This is a genomic window from Flavobacteriales bacterium (assembly GCA_016699575.1).
Lineage (GTDB): Bacteria > Bacteroidota > Bacteroidia > Flavobacteriales_F > PHOS-HE28 > PHOS-HE28.
On the sequence record CP064979.1, the window covers coordinates 4422871 to 4441385 of the forward strand.

General features: G+C 60.3%; 15 protein-coding genes. 8 read left to right on the forward strand and 7 right to left on the reverse strand.

All coding sequences use genetic code 11. The features are described 5' to 3' along the window. Positions 1–249: 249 nt before the first annotated feature. On the reverse strand, positions 250–582 hold the full coding sequence (locus IPJ76_18745; GenBank protein QQR86590.1) for a hypothetical protein: 333 nt from the start codon (positions 580–582) through the stop codon (positions 250–252). Between the two features lie 102 nt (positions 583–684). Continuing rightward, on the reverse strand, positions 685–1083 hold the full coding sequence (locus tag IPJ76_18750) for an energy transducer TonB (protein ID QQR86591.1): 399 nt from the start codon (positions 1081–1083) through the stop codon (positions 685–687). A 143-nt stretch (positions 1084–1226) separates the two neighbouring features. Here IPJ76_18750 and IPJ76_18755 point away from each other — a divergent pair, with 143 nt between their 5' ends. The 4 genes from IPJ76_18755 (at position 1227) to IPJ76_18770 (ending at position 5384) form a co-directional block, all read left to right on the forward strand. Further along, positions 1227–2294 (forward strand): acyl-CoA desaturase, encoded by a 1068-nt coding sequence (locus tag IPJ76_18755; protein QQR86592.1) that lies wholly within the window; start codon positions 1227–1229, stop codon positions 2292–2294. Between the two features lie 53 nt (positions 2295–2347). Next, positions 2348–3439, forward strand: a complete 1092-nt coding sequence (locus IPJ76_18760) for an acyl-CoA desaturase (protein ID QQR86593.1) — start codon at positions 2348–2350, stop codon at positions 3437–3439. Between the two features lie 100 nt (positions 3440–3539). Next, positions 3540–4319 (forward strand): DUF92 domain-containing protein, encoded by a 780-nt coding sequence (locus IPJ76_18765; GenBank protein ID QQR86594.1) that lies wholly within the window; start codon positions 3540–3542, stop codon positions 4317–4319. Positions 4320–4382: 63 nt separating this feature from the next. Continuing rightward, positions 4383–5384 (forward strand): tryptophan 2,3-dioxygenase, encoded by a 1002-nt coding sequence (locus tag IPJ76_18770; GenBank protein ID QQR86595.1) that lies wholly within the window; start codon positions 4383–4385, stop codon positions 5382–5384. Here IPJ76_18770 and IPJ76_18775 read toward each other — a convergent pair. Beyond that, complete coding sequence (locus tag IPJ76_18775) at positions 5381–6784, reverse strand: MBL fold metallo-hydrolase (protein ID QQR88512.1); 1404 nt, start codon at positions 6782–6784, stop codon at positions 5381–5383. The genes IPJ76_18770 and IPJ76_18775 overlap by 4 nt on opposite strands. A 160-nt stretch (positions 6785–6944) precedes the next feature. On the opposite strand from IPJ76_18775, the gene IPJ76_18780 reads away from it, so the two are divergent. The 3 genes from IPJ76_18780 to murQ all read left to right on the forward strand — a co-directional run bounded on the left by IPJ76_18780 (position 6945) and on the right by murQ (position 12548). Continuing rightward, positions 6945–9776 carry a TonB-dependent receptor gene (locus IPJ76_18780; GenBank protein QQR88513.1) on the forward strand — a complete coding sequence of 944 codons (2832 nt, stop codon included), beginning with the start codon at positions 6945–6947 and terminating at the stop codon, positions 9774–9776. Between the two features lie 90 nt (positions 9777–9866). Further along, entirely contained in the window at positions 9867–11681 is a 1815-nt protein-coding gene (locus tag IPJ76_18785; protein ID QQR86596.1) for a T9SS type A sorting domain-containing protein, read from the forward strand. A gap of 60 nt (positions 11682–11741) precedes the next feature. Further along, entirely contained in the window at positions 11742–12548 is an 807-nt protein-coding gene (gene murQ / locus IPJ76_18790) for an N-acetylmuramic acid 6-phosphate etherase (GenBank protein QQR86597.1), read from the forward strand. Position 12549: 1 nt separating this feature from the next. Here the strand turns inward: murQ and IPJ76_18795 are convergent, their stop codons facing one another. From IPJ76_18795 to dnaB, 3 genes are all read right to left on the reverse strand, one after another. Further along, positions 12550–13167, reverse strand: coding sequence for an AhpC/TSA family protein (locus IPJ76_18795; protein ID QQR86598.1), 618 nt, complete (start codon positions 13165–13167; stop codon positions 12550–12552). Positions 13168–13182: 15 nt separating this feature from the next. Next, positions 13183–14421 (reverse strand): asparagine synthetase B, encoded by a 1239-nt coding sequence (locus IPJ76_18800; GenBank protein ID QQR88514.1) that lies wholly within the window; start codon positions 14419–14421, stop codon positions 13183–13185. A gap of 64 nt (positions 14422–14485) precedes the next feature. Further along, on the reverse strand, positions 14486–16042 hold the full coding sequence (dnaB, locus tag IPJ76_18805) for a replicative DNA helicase (protein ID QQR86599.1): 1557 nt from the start codon (positions 16040–16042) through the stop codon (positions 14486–14488). A 178-nt stretch (positions 16043–16220) separates the two neighbouring features. Between dnaB and IPJ76_18810 the strand changes: the two genes are divergently transcribed. Beyond that, on the forward strand, positions 16221–17513 hold the full coding sequence (locus tag IPJ76_18810; protein ID QQR86600.1) for a hypothetical protein: 1293 nt from the start codon (positions 16221–16223) through the stop codon (positions 17511–17513). A 3-nt stretch (positions 17514–17516) separates the two neighbouring features. On the opposite strand, the gene IPJ76_18815 is transcribed toward IPJ76_18810, so the two are convergent. Further along, on the reverse strand, positions 17517–18503 hold the full coding sequence (locus IPJ76_18815) for an acetyl-CoA carboxylase carboxyltransferase subunit alpha (GenBank protein ID QQR86601.1): 987 nt from the start codon (positions 18501–18503) through the stop codon (positions 17517–17519). Between the last annotated feature and the right edge of the window lie 12 nt (positions 18504–18515).

Below are 18515 nucleotides of genomic sequence, written 5' to 3' on the forward strand. Positions count from 1 at the left end.
CGGTATCCACTTTCACATGGCGTCCGCACATCAAGCGTGGACGCATAACTGCCGCGTGGCCGGAGAAAAAAACCGGCGCAGGCCTTGGGCAGATGGCCGCCAGTGGAACACGAACCGTTGTCGCTCCCGCTCGTCGCGTAAGCACACTGCCCGGACAGCCATGAAACGAAACTGCCCGCAGCAACAACCACTGCGGGCAGATCGTTCCTTCGCCGATACACTTCGCCCTTTCAGGCGCCGCAAGCACGATCAGTGCCCGCCCCCACCCCCTCGGGTGAACTTCACGGAGGATGTCGACGTCTTACTGTTGCTCTTGGCGAAAACGGTCCAGTTCTGAACGTCACTTGACCTGAACGTGATATAGGTGGTACCTCCACTTGCTACGTCGGCCGTGAGATTGTTGCTTGAGTCGATGCGCACGTTCGAGGCGGCACCATTCACACTTAGGGTAATGTTGCCGTTGGCGTCTTCACCGCTGATCGACCAACTATAGGCGCCATCGTTCCCTCCTCCGGTGATGCCACTGGTTGAAATGGAAGCCGGCGCTGCGCTACTGGTTGTTCCTCCGGATAATGTTGCCATGTCAGTTGTGTTTGTGGGTTTGTGGGGTGAAACTAGAATTCTCCCGGAGGCACGTGACATCCACGGCTTCGAATTCACCCTTTGTGGGTAGGCGGACGAGGTTCAGCGCTTCCCGAAACGGATGGGCAACACGTACATCACGTTCACCGATGTCCCCCTGAGCCTTCCGGGCCTCCACAGTGGCAGGTCGCTCACGACACGCAAAGCCTCGGCATCCACGGCAGGATGAAGCGGGAAAAGGACCTCTGCCTCGCGCACTTCACCTGTGCGGTCCACCACGAAGCGCACCTTGAGGGTTCCGGTCAGACCTTGCTGGAAAACGGAATCGGGCAGCAACATGCTCTTCAGCAGGTGGTTACGCAAGGCAGTTTCACCTCCCGGGAAAGCTGGCGGCTCGTCCACCATGGCGTGCACTGGTTCCTTGACCAGGTCGACGGGCTGCGCGGCCGCAGATAACGCAGTGAATACGAGCAGGAGCGCAGAACAATGGAAGAAGGACATGGGAGGTTGCTTGCTACGCGATCCGGCTCCTCGCGGTTCGCCAACGGAAGTCCCTGGTTGACAGCGCGGTGGACAAGTCTGACGATCGTCTGATGCTGCGCACGGGCACGGGACTACATTCGCCACCGACCCAGATTGAACTCATGCCAAGAGTCACCTTCCTGAACCAACGCGGCGGATTCCAAGAAAGCCTTAAGGCGCGCGTAGACGCGTACTTCGCAGAACACCGGTTGAAGCCCACGGGCAATGCGGCCCTGCACGTGAAAACGGCCATACTGCTTCCCAGTGCCTTGGCCATTTATGTGGTGCTGCTGGCTGTAACCATGCCTGTGTGGCTGGGCCTTGTTCTGAGCGGTCTCCTCGGATTGATCCTGGCGCTCATCGGGTTCAACGTGATGCACGATGCCTGCCATGGGAGCTACAGCACACGTCCCTGGGTGAACGAGCTGATGGGGCTCACCGCCAATTGCCTCGGGGGGAACGCCTTCATGTGGAAGCAGAAACACAATGTGGTGCACCACACCTTCACCAACGTGGACGGGATGGATGACGACATCCAACTACAGCCCATCCTTCGCCAGAGCGAGAGCCAGAAGCGGTACTGGTTCCACCGTCTGCAGCACATCTACGGCTTCCTGCTCTACAGCTTCACAAGCTTGCTTATGGTGACCTGGGCCGATTACAAGAAGTACTTCAGCCGTCGCGTCATGACCACCCCACTGCCCAAAATGAGCGCCAAGGAGCACATCATCTTCTGGGCCAGCAAGCTGGCCTACGTGTTCTTCTACGCTGTGCTGCCGATCATGGTGCTGGGCTGGTTGCCTTGGTTGGTCGGATTCCTGGTACTGCATGCCTTCATGGGAATGGCCTTTGCCATCGTTTTCCAGGTGGCGCATGTGGTGGAAGTGACCCATTTCGAGGAAGCGACGGAAGACAAGAAGATCCCGCACGAGTGGGCTGCGCACCAAGTGATGACCACGGCCAACTTCGCCATGCGCAACAAGGTGATCAGCTGGTTGTGCGGCGGATTGAATTTCCAGATCGAGCACCACCTGTTCCCGCGCATCAGCCATGTGCACTATCCGAAGCTGGCCCCCATCGTTCAGCAGGTGTGCGCGGAGCACGGCATCCCCTATTCCAGCTTCCGCACCATGGGCGGCGCCATTGCCAGCCACTACCGCTTCATCCGCGCACTCGGCCGCAACAACTGAGCCCACGCCGGGCCACGGCGAACCCACCCACTCGCCAACGCCACGGCGCACGCATGAGCAAGGTCACCTTCGCCAACACGAACAGCGGTTTCCATGCAACGCTCAATCAGCGGGTGGAAGCCTATTTCAAAGAGAATCGTCTGCCCAAGACCGGTACTCCGGCGCTTTACCTGAAAGGCGCCGTGCTCGTGATGGCCGCTTTCGCGCTGTACGGTCTGCTCCTGTTCGTTCCCTTGCATTGGGCGGTCGCACTGATGTGCAGCGCCCTTTTCGGGATCGTGCTGGCAGGCATCGGCTTCAACATCATGCACGATGCCTGCCACGGAGGTTTCAGTGCCAGCCAGCGCGTGAACGACATCGCCGGTCTGAGCCTGAACTGCCTCGGTGGGAACGCCTACATCTGGAAGCTGAAGCACAACATCGTGCACCACACCTACACCAACGTTGATGGCGTGGATGACGACATTGCCAAGTTGCCCCTGATACGGCAATGCGGAACGCAGAAGTGGAACCCGGCGCACCGCGCGCAGCACTTCTACATGTTCCTCATCTATGGACTCAGTTCGTTCCTGTGGGCCGCGGTGATGGATTTCCAGAAGTACTTCTCGGGCATGGTGTACCGTACGCCCATGAGCACCTTCCCGCTCAAGGAGCACATCATCTTCTGGGTGAGCAAGGTCCTGTTCATCGCGTTCTATGTGGCCTTGCCCATTTACTTGGTAGGGTTCTCGCCGTGGTTGATCGGGTTCGCCGTGATGCAGGTGAGCATGGGGCTGACCTTGGCCATGGTGTTCCAGTTGGCGCACGTGGTGGAGGGTGTGCACTTCGATGAGGCCTACGAAGGCAGGAAGTTGGAGAATGAATGGGCCAAGCACCAGGTGATGACCACGGCCAACTTCGCCATGAACAGTAAGGCTGTGAGCTGGTACGTGGGCGGGCTCAACTTCCAGATCGAGCACCACCTGTTCCCGCGCGTGAGCCATGTGCACTACCCGGCCATTGCTCCCATCGTGCAGCAGGTGTGCCGCGAACACAACGTGCCCTACACCAGCTTCCCTACGGTGGCTTCTGCCTTTGCCTCGCACTACCGCTTCATGCGGTGGCTGGGGCAGCGGGGCGATGCTCCTGCGGCCGGGTTGGCCTGAGCACCATACGGATACCAAATAGTCGTTCGGCCATTCAAGCCCGACCTTGGCTTTCCATTGCATGGACGGGCTAATGAAGTTTGTCTCTGATCATGAGCGCATGAACCACACTGCCATAGCGGCGGGCCTGGCCTTGCCGTTCATTTGGCTGTGCCTACGGCTGAAGATCCTTACGCTAGGAGGTGGCGTCATGGCTGGCTTGATCGCAATGGCCGTGGTGGCCTCGCAAGGATGGCCCTGGCTCATCCCGCTGTTCGTGTTCCTGATCAGTGGTGTGCTCTTGGGCCGGTTGAACAAGACTGCGCGAACCGATGCGAAACATGGCAAGCCACGGGATGCTGTCCAGGTGTTCTGCAATGGAGGGGTGTATGCCGTGCTGGCCCTGTTCGCGGGGAATGAAGCGTTCATCTGGATGGCCGTGAGCATTTGTATTTCGACCTGTGATACATGGGCAAGCGAGGTGGGCATGTACGCACGCTGGCCAACGATCAACCTTGCAACGTTCAAACGAGTGCCGATCGGTTTATCCGGCGGCGTGAGCCTGGCAGGTACGATGGCTGGCTTTGTCGGCGCCTTCGTCGTGGGAATGGTCACTTGGCCCATTGCGTTCCCGGAGCTGTCCGGTCACAATGCATGGTCCGTTGTCTTGGCCACGGCGATCATGGCGTTCGTGCCTTCGCTCTGGCTCGCGGCCATTGGCAGCGCCGGCATGCTGCTCGATAGTCTCCTCGGGGCATTCCTTCAAGCCAAGTACGACGATGGCGCAGGCATCAGCGATCGAGGTACCAGACAAGTCGGTGGCTTTCGCTGGATGACCAACGACCTTGTCAACCTCATCAGCAATGCCGCTACGGTCGGCGTGGCGATGTTATGGCTCTGACAGCCATCAATCCCGTAGGACCGGCCGCCCGTACTTTGCGCACCTCGGCCATCGGCCCACCACATGAGCAACGTTTACTACCCCGATTATCTGCAACTGGACAAGATCCTCGGCGCGCAGGCACCCGAAAGCGAGAAGCACGGGCAACCCGCCCACGATGAGATGCTCTTCATCATCATCCACCAGGCCTACGAGCTCTGGTTCAAGCAGATCCTGCACGAGGTGGGCAGCGTTATGTCGCTGTTCGCGGACGGCCACATCGATGACAACGCCGGCGAGCTGTCCATTGCCGTGCATCGCCTGCGCCGTGTGAACACCATCCTGCAAGTGCTGGTGCACCAGATGGACGTCCTGGAGACGATGACGCCGCTCGACTTCCTCGACTTCCGCGACATGCTCCGACCGGCCAGCGGTTTCCAGAGCATGCAGTTCAAGGTGGCCGAGGCCAAGCTGGGCCTGCGTATGGACCACCGCTTCGGCAAGCAGTACTACACCAGCCAGCTGAAGCCCGAGCACAAGGCAATGATCGAAGCGCTGGAGGGAAAACCCACGCTCATCGAACAGGTGGACCAGTGGTTGGAACGCATGCCCTTCTTCGACGCGAAGTACTGGCCAGGCGAAGCGCCGTTCTTCCAGCGCATGAAGGACATCTACGCCTCAACCCTCGTTGAAGGCGAGCGGGACAACATCAAGCTCTGGGAAGCACGCTTCGAACAGAACGACCCTGCACGCCGTCTCAGTCCTGCCGCGGCGCGCGCCGCGGTGTTCATCATGCTCTACCGCGATGAGCCGATCTTCCAACAGCCCTACCGCTTCCTGGAGGCGCTGCTCGACATCGATGAGCAATTGGCCCACTGGCGCAGCCGCCACCTGAACATGGTGCGCCGCATGATCGGCATGCGCATGGGCACTGGCGGCAGCACCGGCAGCGGCTACCTCAAAGGCGCGCTGGACAGCCATTACATCTTCGGCGAGATCGCTGAGCTGAGCAGTTTCCTCATCGAACGACGGAGACTTCCACAGTTGCCGGAGGGGTTGAGGAGAGTGATGGGGTTCGGGGCCTAAACCTCGAACCGCTCCTTCCTCTTCGGCACCACCACGCTCTTGAAGCCGGCCTCCTCGCACTTGGCCTTCAATGCGCTAAGACCCTTCTCAATGCCGTGCACGAGGAACGTCCGTTGCACTTTGCTTGCATCCTGGCAACTGAGGTAGCGCATCAGTTCGCTCTGCCCCGCATGCGCGCTGTAGAACTCCATGCACAGGATGCTTGCCTTCACCGGGATCGCATCACCGAAGATCCGCACTTCGGGCTGACCTTCCAGCAGCTTGGCTCCCAACGAACCCGGCGCACAGAATCCTACCACGAGCACAGCATTGCGCTCATCGGCCAGGTTGTAGCGCAGGTGGTGCCGTATGCGCCCCGCTTCCATCATGCCACTGGCGGCGATGATGATGCAAGGCTCCGTTCGGGCATTGAGGGCTTTGCTCTCCTCGGCCTTCTGCACCCATTGCACGCCATGGAAGCCGAACAGGTCGGGGTCGCGTTCCAGTTCGGCGCGCACGTCCTCCTGCAACAAGTTGCTGTGGCCGCGGTAAACACCCGTGGCATTGATGCTAAGCGGACTGTCCACGAACACCGGTATGCGGGGCAACTTGCCTGCATTGCTGAGCGCGTTCAACGTGTATAGGATCTCCTGTGTCTTGCCGATGCTGAAAGCCGGGATGAGCAGCTTGCCGCCCTGCTCAACGCACACGCGCTGCACGTGGTGCAGCAGTTCGTCGTGGGCGACTTCCACGGGCGCATGATCGCGATCGCCGTAGGTGCTTTCGCAGATCAGCACGTCGCACTGCGGAAAGGGCGCTGGATCGGGTAGCAGACGGTCCACATAGCGGCCCACATCGCCGGTGAAACTGATCCGGCGCGTTCCCTCGGGCTGTGCGATGGCCAGGTGCACGGCGGCACTGCCAAGGATGTGGCCCGCATCCGTGAAAGTCAGCTCCACGCCCGGCAGTATCTCCTGTGCCTTCCCATACGGTACGGTCTGCATTCGGGCCAGAACGGGCTTTACGTCATCAACGGTGTAGAGCGGTTCGGGCCACTCCGGGTTCCGGCCTTGCTTCTTCGCGCGCTTGGTGTCGAACTCGAAATCGCTTTCCTGGATGCGCGCGCTGTCCTCCAGCATGATGGCGCAGAGATCGCGCGTGGCGGGCGTGCACCAGATGGGCCCGTTGAAGCCTTCGGCGACGAAGCGTGGCAACAAGCCGCTGTGATCGATATGGGCGTGGCTGAGCACCACGACGTCCACTTCATGCGGTGCAAAACCGAAATACCGGTTGCGTTTATCGCTTTCGTGTCCTTCGCCCTGGCTCATACCGCAATCGAGCAGGATGCGCTTGCCGTCCACTTCCACCAGATGCTTGCTACCGGTCACGGTGCCGGCCGCCCCATAGAACGAAATGCTGATCGCCATGGGGCGAAGGTCGCGCGCAGCATCGTGCGCACCACTCACGCTTCTATATTGGCCCGACACCGAACGCATGCAGCACCCCTACTCCGGTCGCGCGCCGTGGCGCAAGCAGTTCACCTGCTGGCTCTGCGCCTTGCTCGCCATGGCCTTGGCTTCCATGGCCAACGCGCAGTACACCTTGAAGGGCAAGGTGACGGACAGCGGCACCGGTGAGCCGCTGTTCAGTGCCAGTGTCGGCTTGAAGGGCACCAACAACATGGTGCTCACAGAGGACGATGGAAGCTTCGCCCTGAAAGTTGACGGCCTTCCACCTTACACGTTGGTCATTGCGATGATCGGCTACGGACGGCAGGAGGTAGTGGTGCAGAGCCTCGACCAGGAACTGAAGTTCAAGCTCACTACCGAACAAGTGGTACTGAAAGAGACGAAGGTGCGCGGCAAGCGGATCAGCGAAAAGACGAAACAAGCGGCGCTCACCGTGGAAAGCATGGACCTCATCGCCATCCGCGAAGCGGCCAGCGGCGATTTCTACGAAAGCCTCGGGAACCTCAAAGGCGTTGACATGACAGCGGCCAGTTTCGGCTTCAAGGTCATCAATACCCGCGGCTTCAACAGCACCAGCCCGGTGCGGTCGTTGCAACTGATCGACGGTGTGGACAACCAGAGCCCGGGGCTCAACTTCAGTTTGGGCAACTTCCTGGGTGCAAGCGACCTGGACGTGATGAAGGTGGACGTGATCGCTGGAGCGAGCAGCGCGTTCTACGGTCCAGGTGCGTTCAACGGCGTGATCAACATGACCACCAAAAGCCCGTGGTTGTTCCCCGGCCATGCGGTGACCTTCAAGATGGGCGAGCGGGGATTGAAGGATATGGCGCTGCGCTTCGCGGAGATCTTCAAGAACAAGAAGGGCCGCCCCAACTGGGCCTTCAAGGTGAACCTGAGCGGCATGATGGCCGATGACTGGGAAGCGACCAGTCGCGAAGCCACGGTGAACAGCCCCACAGGCACCGGCAACCCCGGCCGCTACGATGCCGTGAACGTGTACGGCGACGAGAGCACCACGGTGAACAACGACGCATCGAGGGATTCGCTCGAGAACATCAACTACCCGGGCTTGGGCACATGGTTGCGTCGCGGGTACAACGAGGAAGACCTGGTGGATTACAGCACACGGAACCTGAAGATCGGCGCGGCCGTCCACCACCGCTTCACCGATAGCCTTGAGCTGGTCCTGGCCAGCAACTACAGCACAGGCAGCACGGTGTACCAAGGCGACAACCGCTACCGCTTGAAAAACGTCCAGTTCTGGCAGCAGCGGTTGGAACTGCGCAACGAGGGGAAATGGTTCCTGCGCGGCTACCTGACCAGCGAGGACGCAGGCGATACCTACGACATCTTCACCACGGGCGTGCGGCTCCAGGAAGCCACGGGTGAAAGCACCAGCGACTGGAACCTCCGCTACCAATCGCTTTACAGCAACTGGATCGTCAACGGTAACCTGAACAACAGTGCGGAGTTCATCGACCTGGGCGAGGCCCCTGGGGCGGGCTTCACTTCCGTGGCCGGTTACACCGCGTATCTGGACAGTTTCGTTACAGCGAACCAAGCGATGTTCACGGGCTTCCATCAATCGGTGCTCGATTCGGTGAACAGTGTCAATTCAGGTTTCGTGACGCCCTTCTTCGAGCCGGGTACCGCTCGCTTCGACAGCGCGTTCGCCGCCATTGCGAGCAAGCGGTTCACGGAGGGCGGCTCGCTCTTCTTCGATCGCAGCAAGCTGGCCCACGTCATGGGCGAATACCGTTTCAAACCCTCGTTCGGCGACATCGTGATCGGCGGCAATCACCGCTGGTACATGCCCAACAGCGCGGGTACCATTTTCAAGGACACGGGCGATGTGGTGATCCGCAACCGCGAGTTCGGCGTGTATGCGGGGCTCGAAGGGAGGATGCTGGAGGACAAACTGCGCCCTACGATAACCGTGCGCGTGGACAAGAACCAGAATTTCGATGCAGTGGTGAGCCCGGCCGCATCACTGGTTTACCTGCCGAACAAAGACAACGTCTTCCGTGTGAGCGCATCACGTGCGGTGCGCAACCCAACGTTGGCCGATCAATACCTCTACTACAACGTCGGACGTGCGATCCTTCTAGGGAACATCGAGGGCCAGTTCGCTGAGGGAGCCGACGACCTGTTCACCATCGAGAGCTTCAACGAATACCGGAACGCCGAGTCGCTCTCTGCCGGCGTGAGCCGCCTGGACTATTTCCATGTCGACCCGGTGCGCCCCGAGAAGGTGTTCACCCTGGAGGGCGGTTATCGGGGAACCTTGGGCCGCCGGATCTATGTGGACATGGGAGCCTACCACTCGTGGTACACCGACTTCATCGGTTATGTGATCGGCATCGATGGCGAGTTCGACGCGAGCGGTTTCCCGATCGGGGGCCTGCAGGTGTACCGCCTGGCGGCGAACGCCGCATCCCAAGTGACCACGTTCGGCGCGAACGCAGGGCTGAACTACTACCGCGACAACCATGTCTGGTCCGTCAACTACAGTTGGAACCGGTTGACAAGCGGCGCGGACGACCCGATCATCCCTGCGTTCAACACGCCCGAGCACAAGTTCAACATCGGCCTCACCGGCCACGATATCCGCATCAGCGACAACGAACGCGTGAAGTTCGGCTGGGGCCTCAATTACCGTTTCATCCAGGGCTTCACCTTCGAAGGGTCACCGCAGTTCACCGGTGACCTGCCGACGTACGACATGCTTGACCTACAGATGAACCTCTCCTGGCCAAAGGCCCATACCATGCTGAAAGTGGGCGCCAGTAATATCCTGGGCGTTGTGCCCCTATTCGATCCCGACGTGCCGGGCGACGAACGCTTGGTACGCGCCTGGGACAATGACGTGATGATGGTGTTCGGCGGCCCGCGCGTAGGGCGACTGGCGTACGTGCAGTTGATCTACGAACTGAACAACCGGTAGGCATGCCTACTTTCGGGGCGAACCCTTCCCATAGGGATGCATCCCAATGGGCCCGGCAACGATCAACGAACCAAACCAAAACGACAGGACATGAAACGAACCCTACGCAATGGTGCACTTGCTTTCGGCGTGCTCGCCGCTGGTGCGGTCACTGCGCAAACGCGGTACATCGATGAGGTGTTCACCGACGCGGAGATCACGGTGACCAGCAACGTTATTTACGGTACCAACATCGATTTCCTCCGCAGCGTTTTCACCCAGCCCGCCATTTACGGGCCCGAGATCGTGCAGCTGCAGACCTTGGTGAGCACGCAACAACCGATCCCGGCTGACTTCTATAGCCCCGACACGAACCTGACCAAGGTGAAGGTGACGGACCTGAGGATGGACGTTTACCAACCCGACCAGGGCGTGGACACCGTAGCTGCACGCCCGGTGATCCTGTACCTGCACACGGGCAACCTGCTCCCGCCGCCCTTCAATGGCAGCCCGAACGGCTTGAGGACCGATAGCTGTGCCGTAGTGGCCTGCCAGAAGCTCGCGAAACGCGGTTACGTGGCCATCAGCGTGTCCTACCGCGGTGGTTGGAACCCGCTGGGTGCGACCGTGCAAGTACGCCGAGGCACCCTGCTGAACGCGGTGTACCGAGCCATCCATGACGTGAAGCAGTGCACCCGCACCCTTCGTGCGGATGCAGCCGGTTCGAACTTATACGCCATCAACCCGGACAAGTTGACCGTTTGGGGCGAAGGCACCGGTGGCTACATCGCATTGGCCGACGCCACCATGGACGACCCCGCTGAACTGTTCGTTCCCAAGTTCCGCCCCAACCCGTTCGATCCCACGATCAGTTACATCGACACGAACCTGGTGGGCAACCTTGAGGGCTTGAACGGACAATTGGCCCTGTACCGGGACAATGGCTTCAGCACCGAGGTGAACATGTGCGTGAACATGGGCGGCGCGCTCGCCGATACGACTTGGTTGGAGCAGGGTGATGTTCCCATGGTGAGCATGCACACCGTGCGCGACGACTTCGCACCCTTCGAGTACGGCTTGGTGATCGTGCCCACCACGAACGAGGAGGTCGTGGATGTCCCTGGCCCGAACAAGTTCATCCCGTTGGCCGTGAGCTACGGTAACAATGCTTCGTTCGAGAACCTCAGCAACGACCCCATCACCGCTGCGGCCCGTGCTCTCTACGGCACGACTTGGGACCGTTTCGGTGACGGCGGCGCACCCACCACGGTGACCATCGCGAACGCTGAAGGGCTGTACCCCTTCGTTCGCGACCTGCGTCCATGGAAGGCCAATGAAGCAAGCCCCTGGCAGTGGTGGGACCAGAGCAGCATCCTTGCGCAACAGATCGTGGATCCCGGTCCCCCTCCTGTAACTGCCAACCAGGCCAGCCTGTTGAGCAACCCGGACATGACGAGCGCGAAAGGCCGTGCCTACTTGGATACTTGCATAGGCTACGCAGCCCCACGCATCGTTTGCGCACTTCAACTGGGTCCTTGCGCCTTGGGCACGCCTGATTGCCTCGGTGTGATCGACGGACCCGATGTGCCCGGCCAACCCTGCGATGATGGCAACGCGAACACGGTGAACGATTCGTGGACGGTGAACTGCGACTGCATCGGCCAGCCCATCGGCATCAACGAACCCGCCGCCGCAGCCGCCTTGGTGCTCGCTCCGAACCCCGCGCAGGACGTATTGCGCATCAGCAGCCCGGCCGGTAAAGTGCTCGGCTACACGGTGCATGCCACCGACGGCCGCCTGATCCACAACGCCAGCGTGAACACGAACAGCATCATGCTGGAGCGTGGTAACCTGGAGAGCGGCAGCTACTTCATAACGCTGCAGTTCGCTGACGGCCGTGCGGTGCGCCGTGTTGTGTTCAACTAGGTCATAACTCCTTCACGGGAAAAGGGCTCCGCCATGCGGGGCCCTTTTTCTTTGTGCATCATGCAACGCATAACCGAGCAACCCAGCAACCACGACCACCTCGAGAAGAAGAGCACGGAAGAACTGCTGCGCGGGATCAACGCCGAAGACAGCAAGGTTGCGGCCGCCGTGCAGGCGACCATCCCGTCCATCCTTCCGCTCGTGGATGCCATTGCCGAACGCATCGTGCGGGGTGGCCGGTTGTTCTATATGGGGGCCGGCACGAGCGGCCGTTTGGGCATCGTGGACGCCAGCGAGTGCCCGCCCACGTTCGGTGTGCCGCACGGCATGGTCATGGGCCTTATTGCAGGCGGCGACAGCGCTATCCGCAAAGCCGTGGAATTTGCGGAGGACGATACCGCGCAAGGCTGGAAAGACCTTCAGGAACACGCTATCGGCCAGGACGATACTGTGATCGGCATCGCAGCCAGCGGCTCCACGCCCTACGTCATCGGAGCGTTGAAAGCGTGCAACGAAGCAGGTATCCTTACCGGGTGCATCACATGCAATCCGGGCAGCCCCGTAACTCAAGTGGCGAAGCACCCGGTGGTTGCGGTCGTGGGACCGGAGTACGTAACGGGTAGCACGCGCATGAAAAGCGGCACCGCTCAGAAACTGATCCTGAACATGATCAGCACAAGTGTGATGATCAAGTTGGGCCGTGTGAAGGGCAACCGCATGGTGGACATGCAGCTGAGCAATAACAAGCTCATCGACCGGGGCACCCGGATGGTGATGGAAGGCTTGGGCGTGGATTACGCCAAAGCGAACGAACTACTGAAGGTGCACGGAAGCGTTCGGAAGGCCGTGGAAGCCTGGGCGAAGTGAACTAGCGGGGCAGTGCGGCGAGGATGGCCTTCACGCTCATGCGCTCCTTGTAGTCCTCTTCGAAGTGCATCGCCGCGATCCGGCCATCACTGCCGATGACGAACGTGGCCGGCACAGGCAGCACGCCGTCAGTGTTTCCGTTGGATCCGTCCACGTTGATCCCGACGAGCTTCAACCGCTTCTTCTTCTTTGCGTCCATGAAGTATGCAGTACCGTACGCGCACATGATGGAATAACCGGAATCGTGCACCACGCCGAAGGTGGCTCCGCTCTTGCGGATGATGTCCTCGGAACTCTCCGGCAATTCAGGTGAAACGGCGACCACCGTTGCGTTCCGGTCGAGCAACAGTTGCAAACTGTCCTGCAAATGGCTCATGTGCTTGTTGCAGTACGGGCACCAAGCGCCGCGGTAGAAGACCAGCACCACGGGTCCTTTGGCAAGCGCCTGTCCAAGCCGGAGCGTATCGCCATGGTTATCCGTCGCCGTGAACAGTGGAGCTGAATCCCCTACCCTCAGTTCCGCAACGCTATCGCACGGGTGGCCTATTGAAATGGGTTCTTGGCCCGCAATTCCAAAAGCATGGACCAACAAAGAGCAACTGATCAGGAGCCGCAGCATAGCCATTAATGTTCTTCAGGTCTTCTGCTTCTTCTTGCGCGCCGCGGGGAAGAGTATGTTGTTCAGGATGAGCCGGTAGCCGCTGCTGTTGGGGTGCAGGCTCAGGTCGGTCGGCGGGTCGCCCACCATGTGCTGGTAGTCTTCCGGGTCGTGACCTCCGTAGAACGTCCACTGACCAAGGGCATACTCACCGTGGATGTACTTCACGGTGCCTTGGGCCTTGTTCTCGCCCATCACGAGCACGTCGCTCTTCACCATCTGCTTGCGGAACGCCGTGGTCTGTCCCATGAAGCCCTTGATGACCTGCTCGTGGCTCTGGCACAGCATGGCCGGCACCACATCCCACTTGGCACTGAAGTCGAACAGCGTGAAGAAGTCGCGCTCTTGCCCGATAGAGCCATGGATGTCGGTAGCGTCGATGTTGCTGAACTCGTACACCGCCGGGTTCATCTCCAACAGGAAATCCTTGAAGGCGAGCGAGCGGGAGTAGTCTACCTTCTGCTGGCTGGCCGGATCGGCCGGATCACCGTCGAACATCTCAGCGCAGATGTCCACGCCCTCGGCCGCCAGCGCAATGTCGTAGCTGTCCGTGCCGCTGCACATGGTGAAGAGATAACCGCCACCGGCCACATAATCCCGGATGCGCGTTGCCACGCCCAATTTCATTTGGCTCACCTTCGCGAACCCGAGCCGTTGCGCCATCTCCTCGCTTTCGCGCTGTTGCTCCTGGTACCATGCGGCGTTGCGGTAGTTGCGCCAGAACTTGCCGTACTGCCCGGTGAAGTCCTCGTGGTGCAGGTGCAACCAGTCGTAAAGCGGCAGTTTACCAGCGATCACTTCTTCGTCGTAGATCCGTTCGTAGGGGATCTCCGCATAGGTCATCACCAGGGCAACGGCATCGTCCCACGGCTGGAAACTGCCGGGTGCGTACACGGCGATCTTCGGTGCCTTCTCCAGTTTCACCACTTCCATGTTGGCCTCGGGGTCGGAGATCTCCATGAGGATCGCATTCGCTTGGCCGTCAGCGATCACCTGATACGTAACCCCGCGCACGATGCACTCCTGCTCGATGGTCTTCAAGTGGTCGATCATGAAGCTGCCACCACGGTAGTTCAGCAGCCATTCCACCTCCAACCCCTGTGTCAGCGTCCAGTAGGCGATGCCGTAGGACTTGAGGTGGTCCTTCTGCGTTTCGTCCATGGGCAGCAGCAGCTTGGTGGCCGACGCGTTGCCTGAAAGCAGGAACAAAAGCAGGACAGCGAGCGCGTTACAAACGCGTTTCCCGAAGGTCCGCGTTGCAAACGCGGACCGGCAAAGCCTAGAACGGTGCAATGTCATCGTCTCCCCCGAAATCACTGTTCATCTTCGATGGACGCGTGACCGTTTGAGGTTGACCAAAGGTACCACCGGACACGCCGCCATCGCCGAGCCCTTGCCCGCCGCCCGGTGTGAACCCACCGAAATCGGTGGTCTCCAGGTCGGCGAACTTGGCCAGGTCAGCAATAAAACGCAGCAGCACGTTGTCCAGTGCGCCGTTACGATGTTTTGCAATAATGACCTCCCCTACGCCCAGCGTGCTGCCGTAGTGGTCTTCGTAGATCTTGTAGTACTCGGGGCGGTAGAGGAAGCACACCAGGTCGGCGTCCTGCTCAATGGCGCCTGACTCGCGCAGGTCGCTCAGTTGCGGGCGCTTATCGCCACCGCGGGTCTCCACGGCGCGGCTCAACTGGCTCAATGCGATGATGGGCACGTCCAGTTCCTTGGCGATGCTCTTGATGCTGCGGCTGATGCTGCTGATCTCCTGTTCCCGGTTGCCGCTGCGGTTGTCGCCGCCTGCGGTCATCAGTTGCAGGTAATCGATGACGATCAGCTCCACGTTGTGCTGGCTCTTCAGGCGGCGGCACTTGGCGCGCAGTTCGAAGATGTTCAGCGCTGGGGTATCGTCGATGAAGATGGGCGCCTTGTCCAGGCGCGCCATGTGGTGGTGCAGCAATTGGAACTCGCTGTCGGAGAGGTCGCCCTTGCGGAGCTTCTCACTGCTGATGCCGGCCTCACTGGCCATAAGACGGGTGACGAGCTGCGTACTGCTCATCTCCAGGCTGAAGAGCGCCACGGCCTTCTTGTGCTCCACGGCAATGTTGCGCGCCATGCTCAGCACGAAGGCGGTTTTACCCATACCGGGCCGCGCCGCCACGATGATCATATCGCTCTTCTGCCAGCCCGCTGTGAGCTTGTCCAGCTTCGCAAAACCCGTGGGCACACCGCTCACGCCGCCGGTGTTGTTCTTGGCGTGTTCGATCTGCTCAATGGCACCGCGGAGCAGGTCGCTCATCGGCTCGTAGTTGCGCTTCAGGTTGCCGCTGGTGATGGCGTACAGGTCCTGCTCGGCCTTGTCCAGCAGATCGAAGACGTCGCTGGTGTCGTCGTACGCGTCGCGTGTGGTTTCGGCGCTGATGCGGATGAGCTCGCGCAGGATGTGCTTCTGGCTGATGATGCGCGCGTGGTAGGCCACGTTGGCGCTGCTGGCCACCTTGTTGGTGAGCTGGCTGATGTAGTAGGGTCCGCCGACGATGTCCAGATCGCCGCTCTTGCGCAACGCCTGTGTCACCGTAAGGATGTCGATGGGCTGGTCGTCGCGGAAGAGGTTCTGGATACCGGTGAAGATGCGCTTGTGCGCTTCAACGTAGAAGCTCTCCGGCTGCAGGATGTCGATGGCCTCGTTCACCGCATTGCGCTCGAGCATCATGGCGCCGAGCACGGCCTGTTCGAGGTCGGGTGCCTGGGGCGGCAGTTTGCCGGCCTCCAGCGCAGTATCAAGGAGCGAGCTGGCAGTGCGCCGCTTGCGATCGTTCCGTGTTTGTGAAGTCTCAGCCATACCTATGATGACAGCTGCCGGGTGGGGATGCGGCCGCTGGAAGGGGCGCGAATGTAGAGTCGATGATTTCCCATGAAAGGTAACGTGGTCTTCATCCGTTCACCACATACCAACAATGCCGCTTGTTCACATGTTCTTCGCTGCATCCGCAGCAGGCCACCAGCGTACCTTTCCGCCGATGCGCTATCAACATTGCTTGCTGGTCGTGGGTTGCAGCGCGGCGCTCCTCGGCTCATGCAAGAAGGACAAGGAAAGCGGCCCGCCCGTGGTGACGATCACCGCCCCGGGCAATGGCCTCTCCGTCAGCGTGCCGGACACCTTCTTCATCAGCGCCTCGGCCACCGACGACGGCGGCGACCACATCGAGCTGAGCATGGTGGTGGTGGACGCGAACGGGATACCGATCGGGCCAACCATCATCCGCAGTGGAAGCAATGGTTCAGTAAGCGCTAACGAACTTTATCCGGTGGTGGGCGATCGGATCATCAGTGGACCGCACACCCTTCGTGTCGCGGCCATGGACGGAGAGCACACCACATTGGCCTTCCGCAGCATCAACGTTGTTGGTGCCCCGTTGAGGTTCAGGGCCTTGCTGGCACCCATGTCCGATGGAACAGTTCACAAGCTGGACAGTGTGTTCACGGCATCCACCTTGGGTTCGTTCGCTCAGGAAGTGAACGACGCGGCCGTCAGCTCCTGGCAACAGATGATCTACCTGAGCGGAGGGAACACCGGGCCTTGCACGGCCGTGGACGTCAACACCGGGCTCGTGCGATGGTCATTGCCCAACAACAACACCCAGGGCAGTCCGTACTTCACGTATTGCACCACCACGAACAGTGACACGCGGCTATTGGTTGGCCGCAACAACGGCTCATTTGCCACGGTGAGCAGTGCGCATGGCGGCGGGCTGACCACCTTCCAATTGCAAAGCGGCTATCGACCGACCGTGGGGCTGATGACCGAGCAGTACACCATCAGCGAGCAGCGGCACGAGGTGTTGGGCAATAGCGTCATCTCGGTGCACACGCTCTGGAGCAGCGATCTGCAGGCCGTTGACCCGGTCGATCAGCAGGTGGTTGCCATGTTCGACCGGTCGAGCTCGCACATGCTGGTCTTCGGCAACCGCAATGGCGAAGGCGTGGTGGAAGACCGGAACATCCTGCAGGGGGGTGGTTTCGAGCCGCACATCTTCACCCAAGGCGAGCTGCGCGCTGCCGTTCAATTGAACAACAACACGTACGTCATCGCATTACCGAACAGCATTGTACGGTACACCTACAACCCTGACCAACTGAGCCAGATCAGCACTCTGGCCGTTGACCACCTGGCCTACGATGCCGCAGGTGGTCGCCTGTTCGCTTGCGCCGGCAATACACTGCATGTCCTTGACCCGGTGACCGGGTCCAGTGCCGGCACAATCACGCTCCCGGCAGCGCCAGTGGGACTGCTCGTGCTGCTCAACCGCTGAGGGCTACTTCACTTTCCCGAGGGATCGGGAGGAGGACGTTTGCACTACGCCCATATCGCAGAACTTCTTCACGCGGCGTTCCACGAGCTTCTCGGCATCGGTCTTCACCAGTTTGTCGAGGTGTTTGATCACCTCGGCCTTCACAATGGCGCACGCACCATCAATGTCGGCATGTGCACCACCCACCGGTTCGGGGATGATGCCGTCGATGAGCTTGTTCGCAAGCATGTCCTCTGCGGTGAGCTTCAGCGCCTTGGCCGCCTGCTCCTTGAAGTCCCAGCTGCGCCAGAGGATCGATGAGCATGACTCGGGGGAGATCACACTGTACCAGGTGTTCTCCATCATCAGCACCTTGTCGCCAATGCCGATGCCGAGCGCACCGCCGCTGGCGCCTTCGCCGATGATGACGCAGATGATGGGCACCTTCAGTTGAACCATCTCAAAGAGGTTCCGTGCGATCGCCTCACCCTGCCCGCGTTCCTCGGCCTCCAGGCCCGGGAATGCGCCGGGGGTATCAATGAAGGTTACCACCGGCTTGTTGAACTTCTCGGCGAGCTTCATCAAACGCAGGGCCTTGCGGTAGCCCTCCGGGTTCGCCATACCGAAGTTGCGGTACTGCCGCATCTTGGTGTTGATGCCCTTCTGTTGGCCGATGAACATCACCGTGCGGCCCTCCACCAGACCGAAGCCGCCCACCATGGCCTTGTCGTCCTTCACCGTCCGGTCGCCGTGCAGTTCGATGAACGAACCGTCGGTCATCTTGTCGATGTACTTCAGCGTGTACGGCCGATCGGGATGCCGGCTCACTTGCACACGCTCCCACGGCGTGAGCTTGCTATAGATCTCCTTGCGTGCGGCCGACAGTTTCTTCTCCAGGTCTTTCAATGTTGGAGCGACATCCACCTGGCCGTTGGCCGCCACTTCCTTGAGCTTCTCGATCTGCTCGATGATGTTCTGGATGGGCTTCTCGAATTCGAGGAAGGTCTGCATGGTGCGCTGCTG

What these genes read in the sequence shown, in the direction of transcription:
- IPJ76_18755 (QQR86592.1), top strand. Translation starts at nt 1,227, where the DNA reads ATGCCAAGAGTCACCTTCCTGAACCAACGCGGCGGATTCCAAGAAAGC.
- dnaB (QQR86599.1), bottom strand. Translation starts at nt 16,042, where the DNA reads ATGGCTGAGACTTCACAAACACGGAACGATCGCAAGCGGCGCACTGCC.
- IPJ76_18750 (QQR86591.1), bottom strand. Translation starts at nt 1,083, where the DNA reads ATGTCCTTCTTCCATTGTTCTGCGCTCCTGCTCGTATTCACTGCGTTA.
- IPJ76_18745 (QQR86590.1), bottom strand. Translation starts at nt 582, where the DNA reads ATGGCAACATTATCCGGAGGAACAACCAGTAGCGCAGCGCCGGCTTCC.
- IPJ76_18780 (QQR88513.1), top strand. Translation starts at nt 6,945, where the DNA reads ATGGCCAACGCGCAGTACACCTTGAAGGGCAAGGTGACGGACAGCGGC.
- IPJ76_18760 (QQR86593.1), top strand. Translation starts at nt 2,348, where the DNA reads ATGAGCAAGGTCACCTTCGCCAACACGAACAGCGGTTTCCATGCAACG.
- murQ (QQR86597.1), top strand. Translation starts at nt 11,742, where the DNA reads ATGCAACGCATAACCGAGCAACCCAGCAACCACGACCACCTCGAGAAG.
- IPJ76_18815 (QQR86601.1), bottom strand. Translation starts at nt 18,503, where the DNA reads ATGCAGACCTTCCTCGAATTCGAGAAGCCCATCCAGAACATCATCGAG.
- IPJ76_18795 (QQR86598.1), bottom strand. Translation starts at nt 13,167, where the DNA reads ATGCTGCGGCTCCTGATCAGTTGCTCTTTGTTGGTCCATGCTTTTGGA.
- IPJ76_18810 (QQR86600.1), top strand. Translation starts at nt 16,221, where the DNA reads ATGCGCTATCAACATTGCTTGCTGGTCGTGGGTTGCAGCGCGGCGCTC.
- IPJ76_18770 (QQR86595.1), top strand. Translation starts at nt 4,383, where the DNA reads ATGAGCAACGTTTACTACCCCGATTATCTGCAACTGGACAAGATCCTC.
- IPJ76_18785 (QQR86596.1), top strand. Translation starts at nt 9,867, where the DNA reads ATGAAACGAACCCTACGCAATGGTGCACTTGCTTTCGGCGTGCTCGCC.
- IPJ76_18765 (QQR86594.1), top strand. Translation starts at nt 3,540, where the DNA reads ATGAACCACACTGCCATAGCGGCGGGCCTGGCCTTGCCGTTCATTTGG.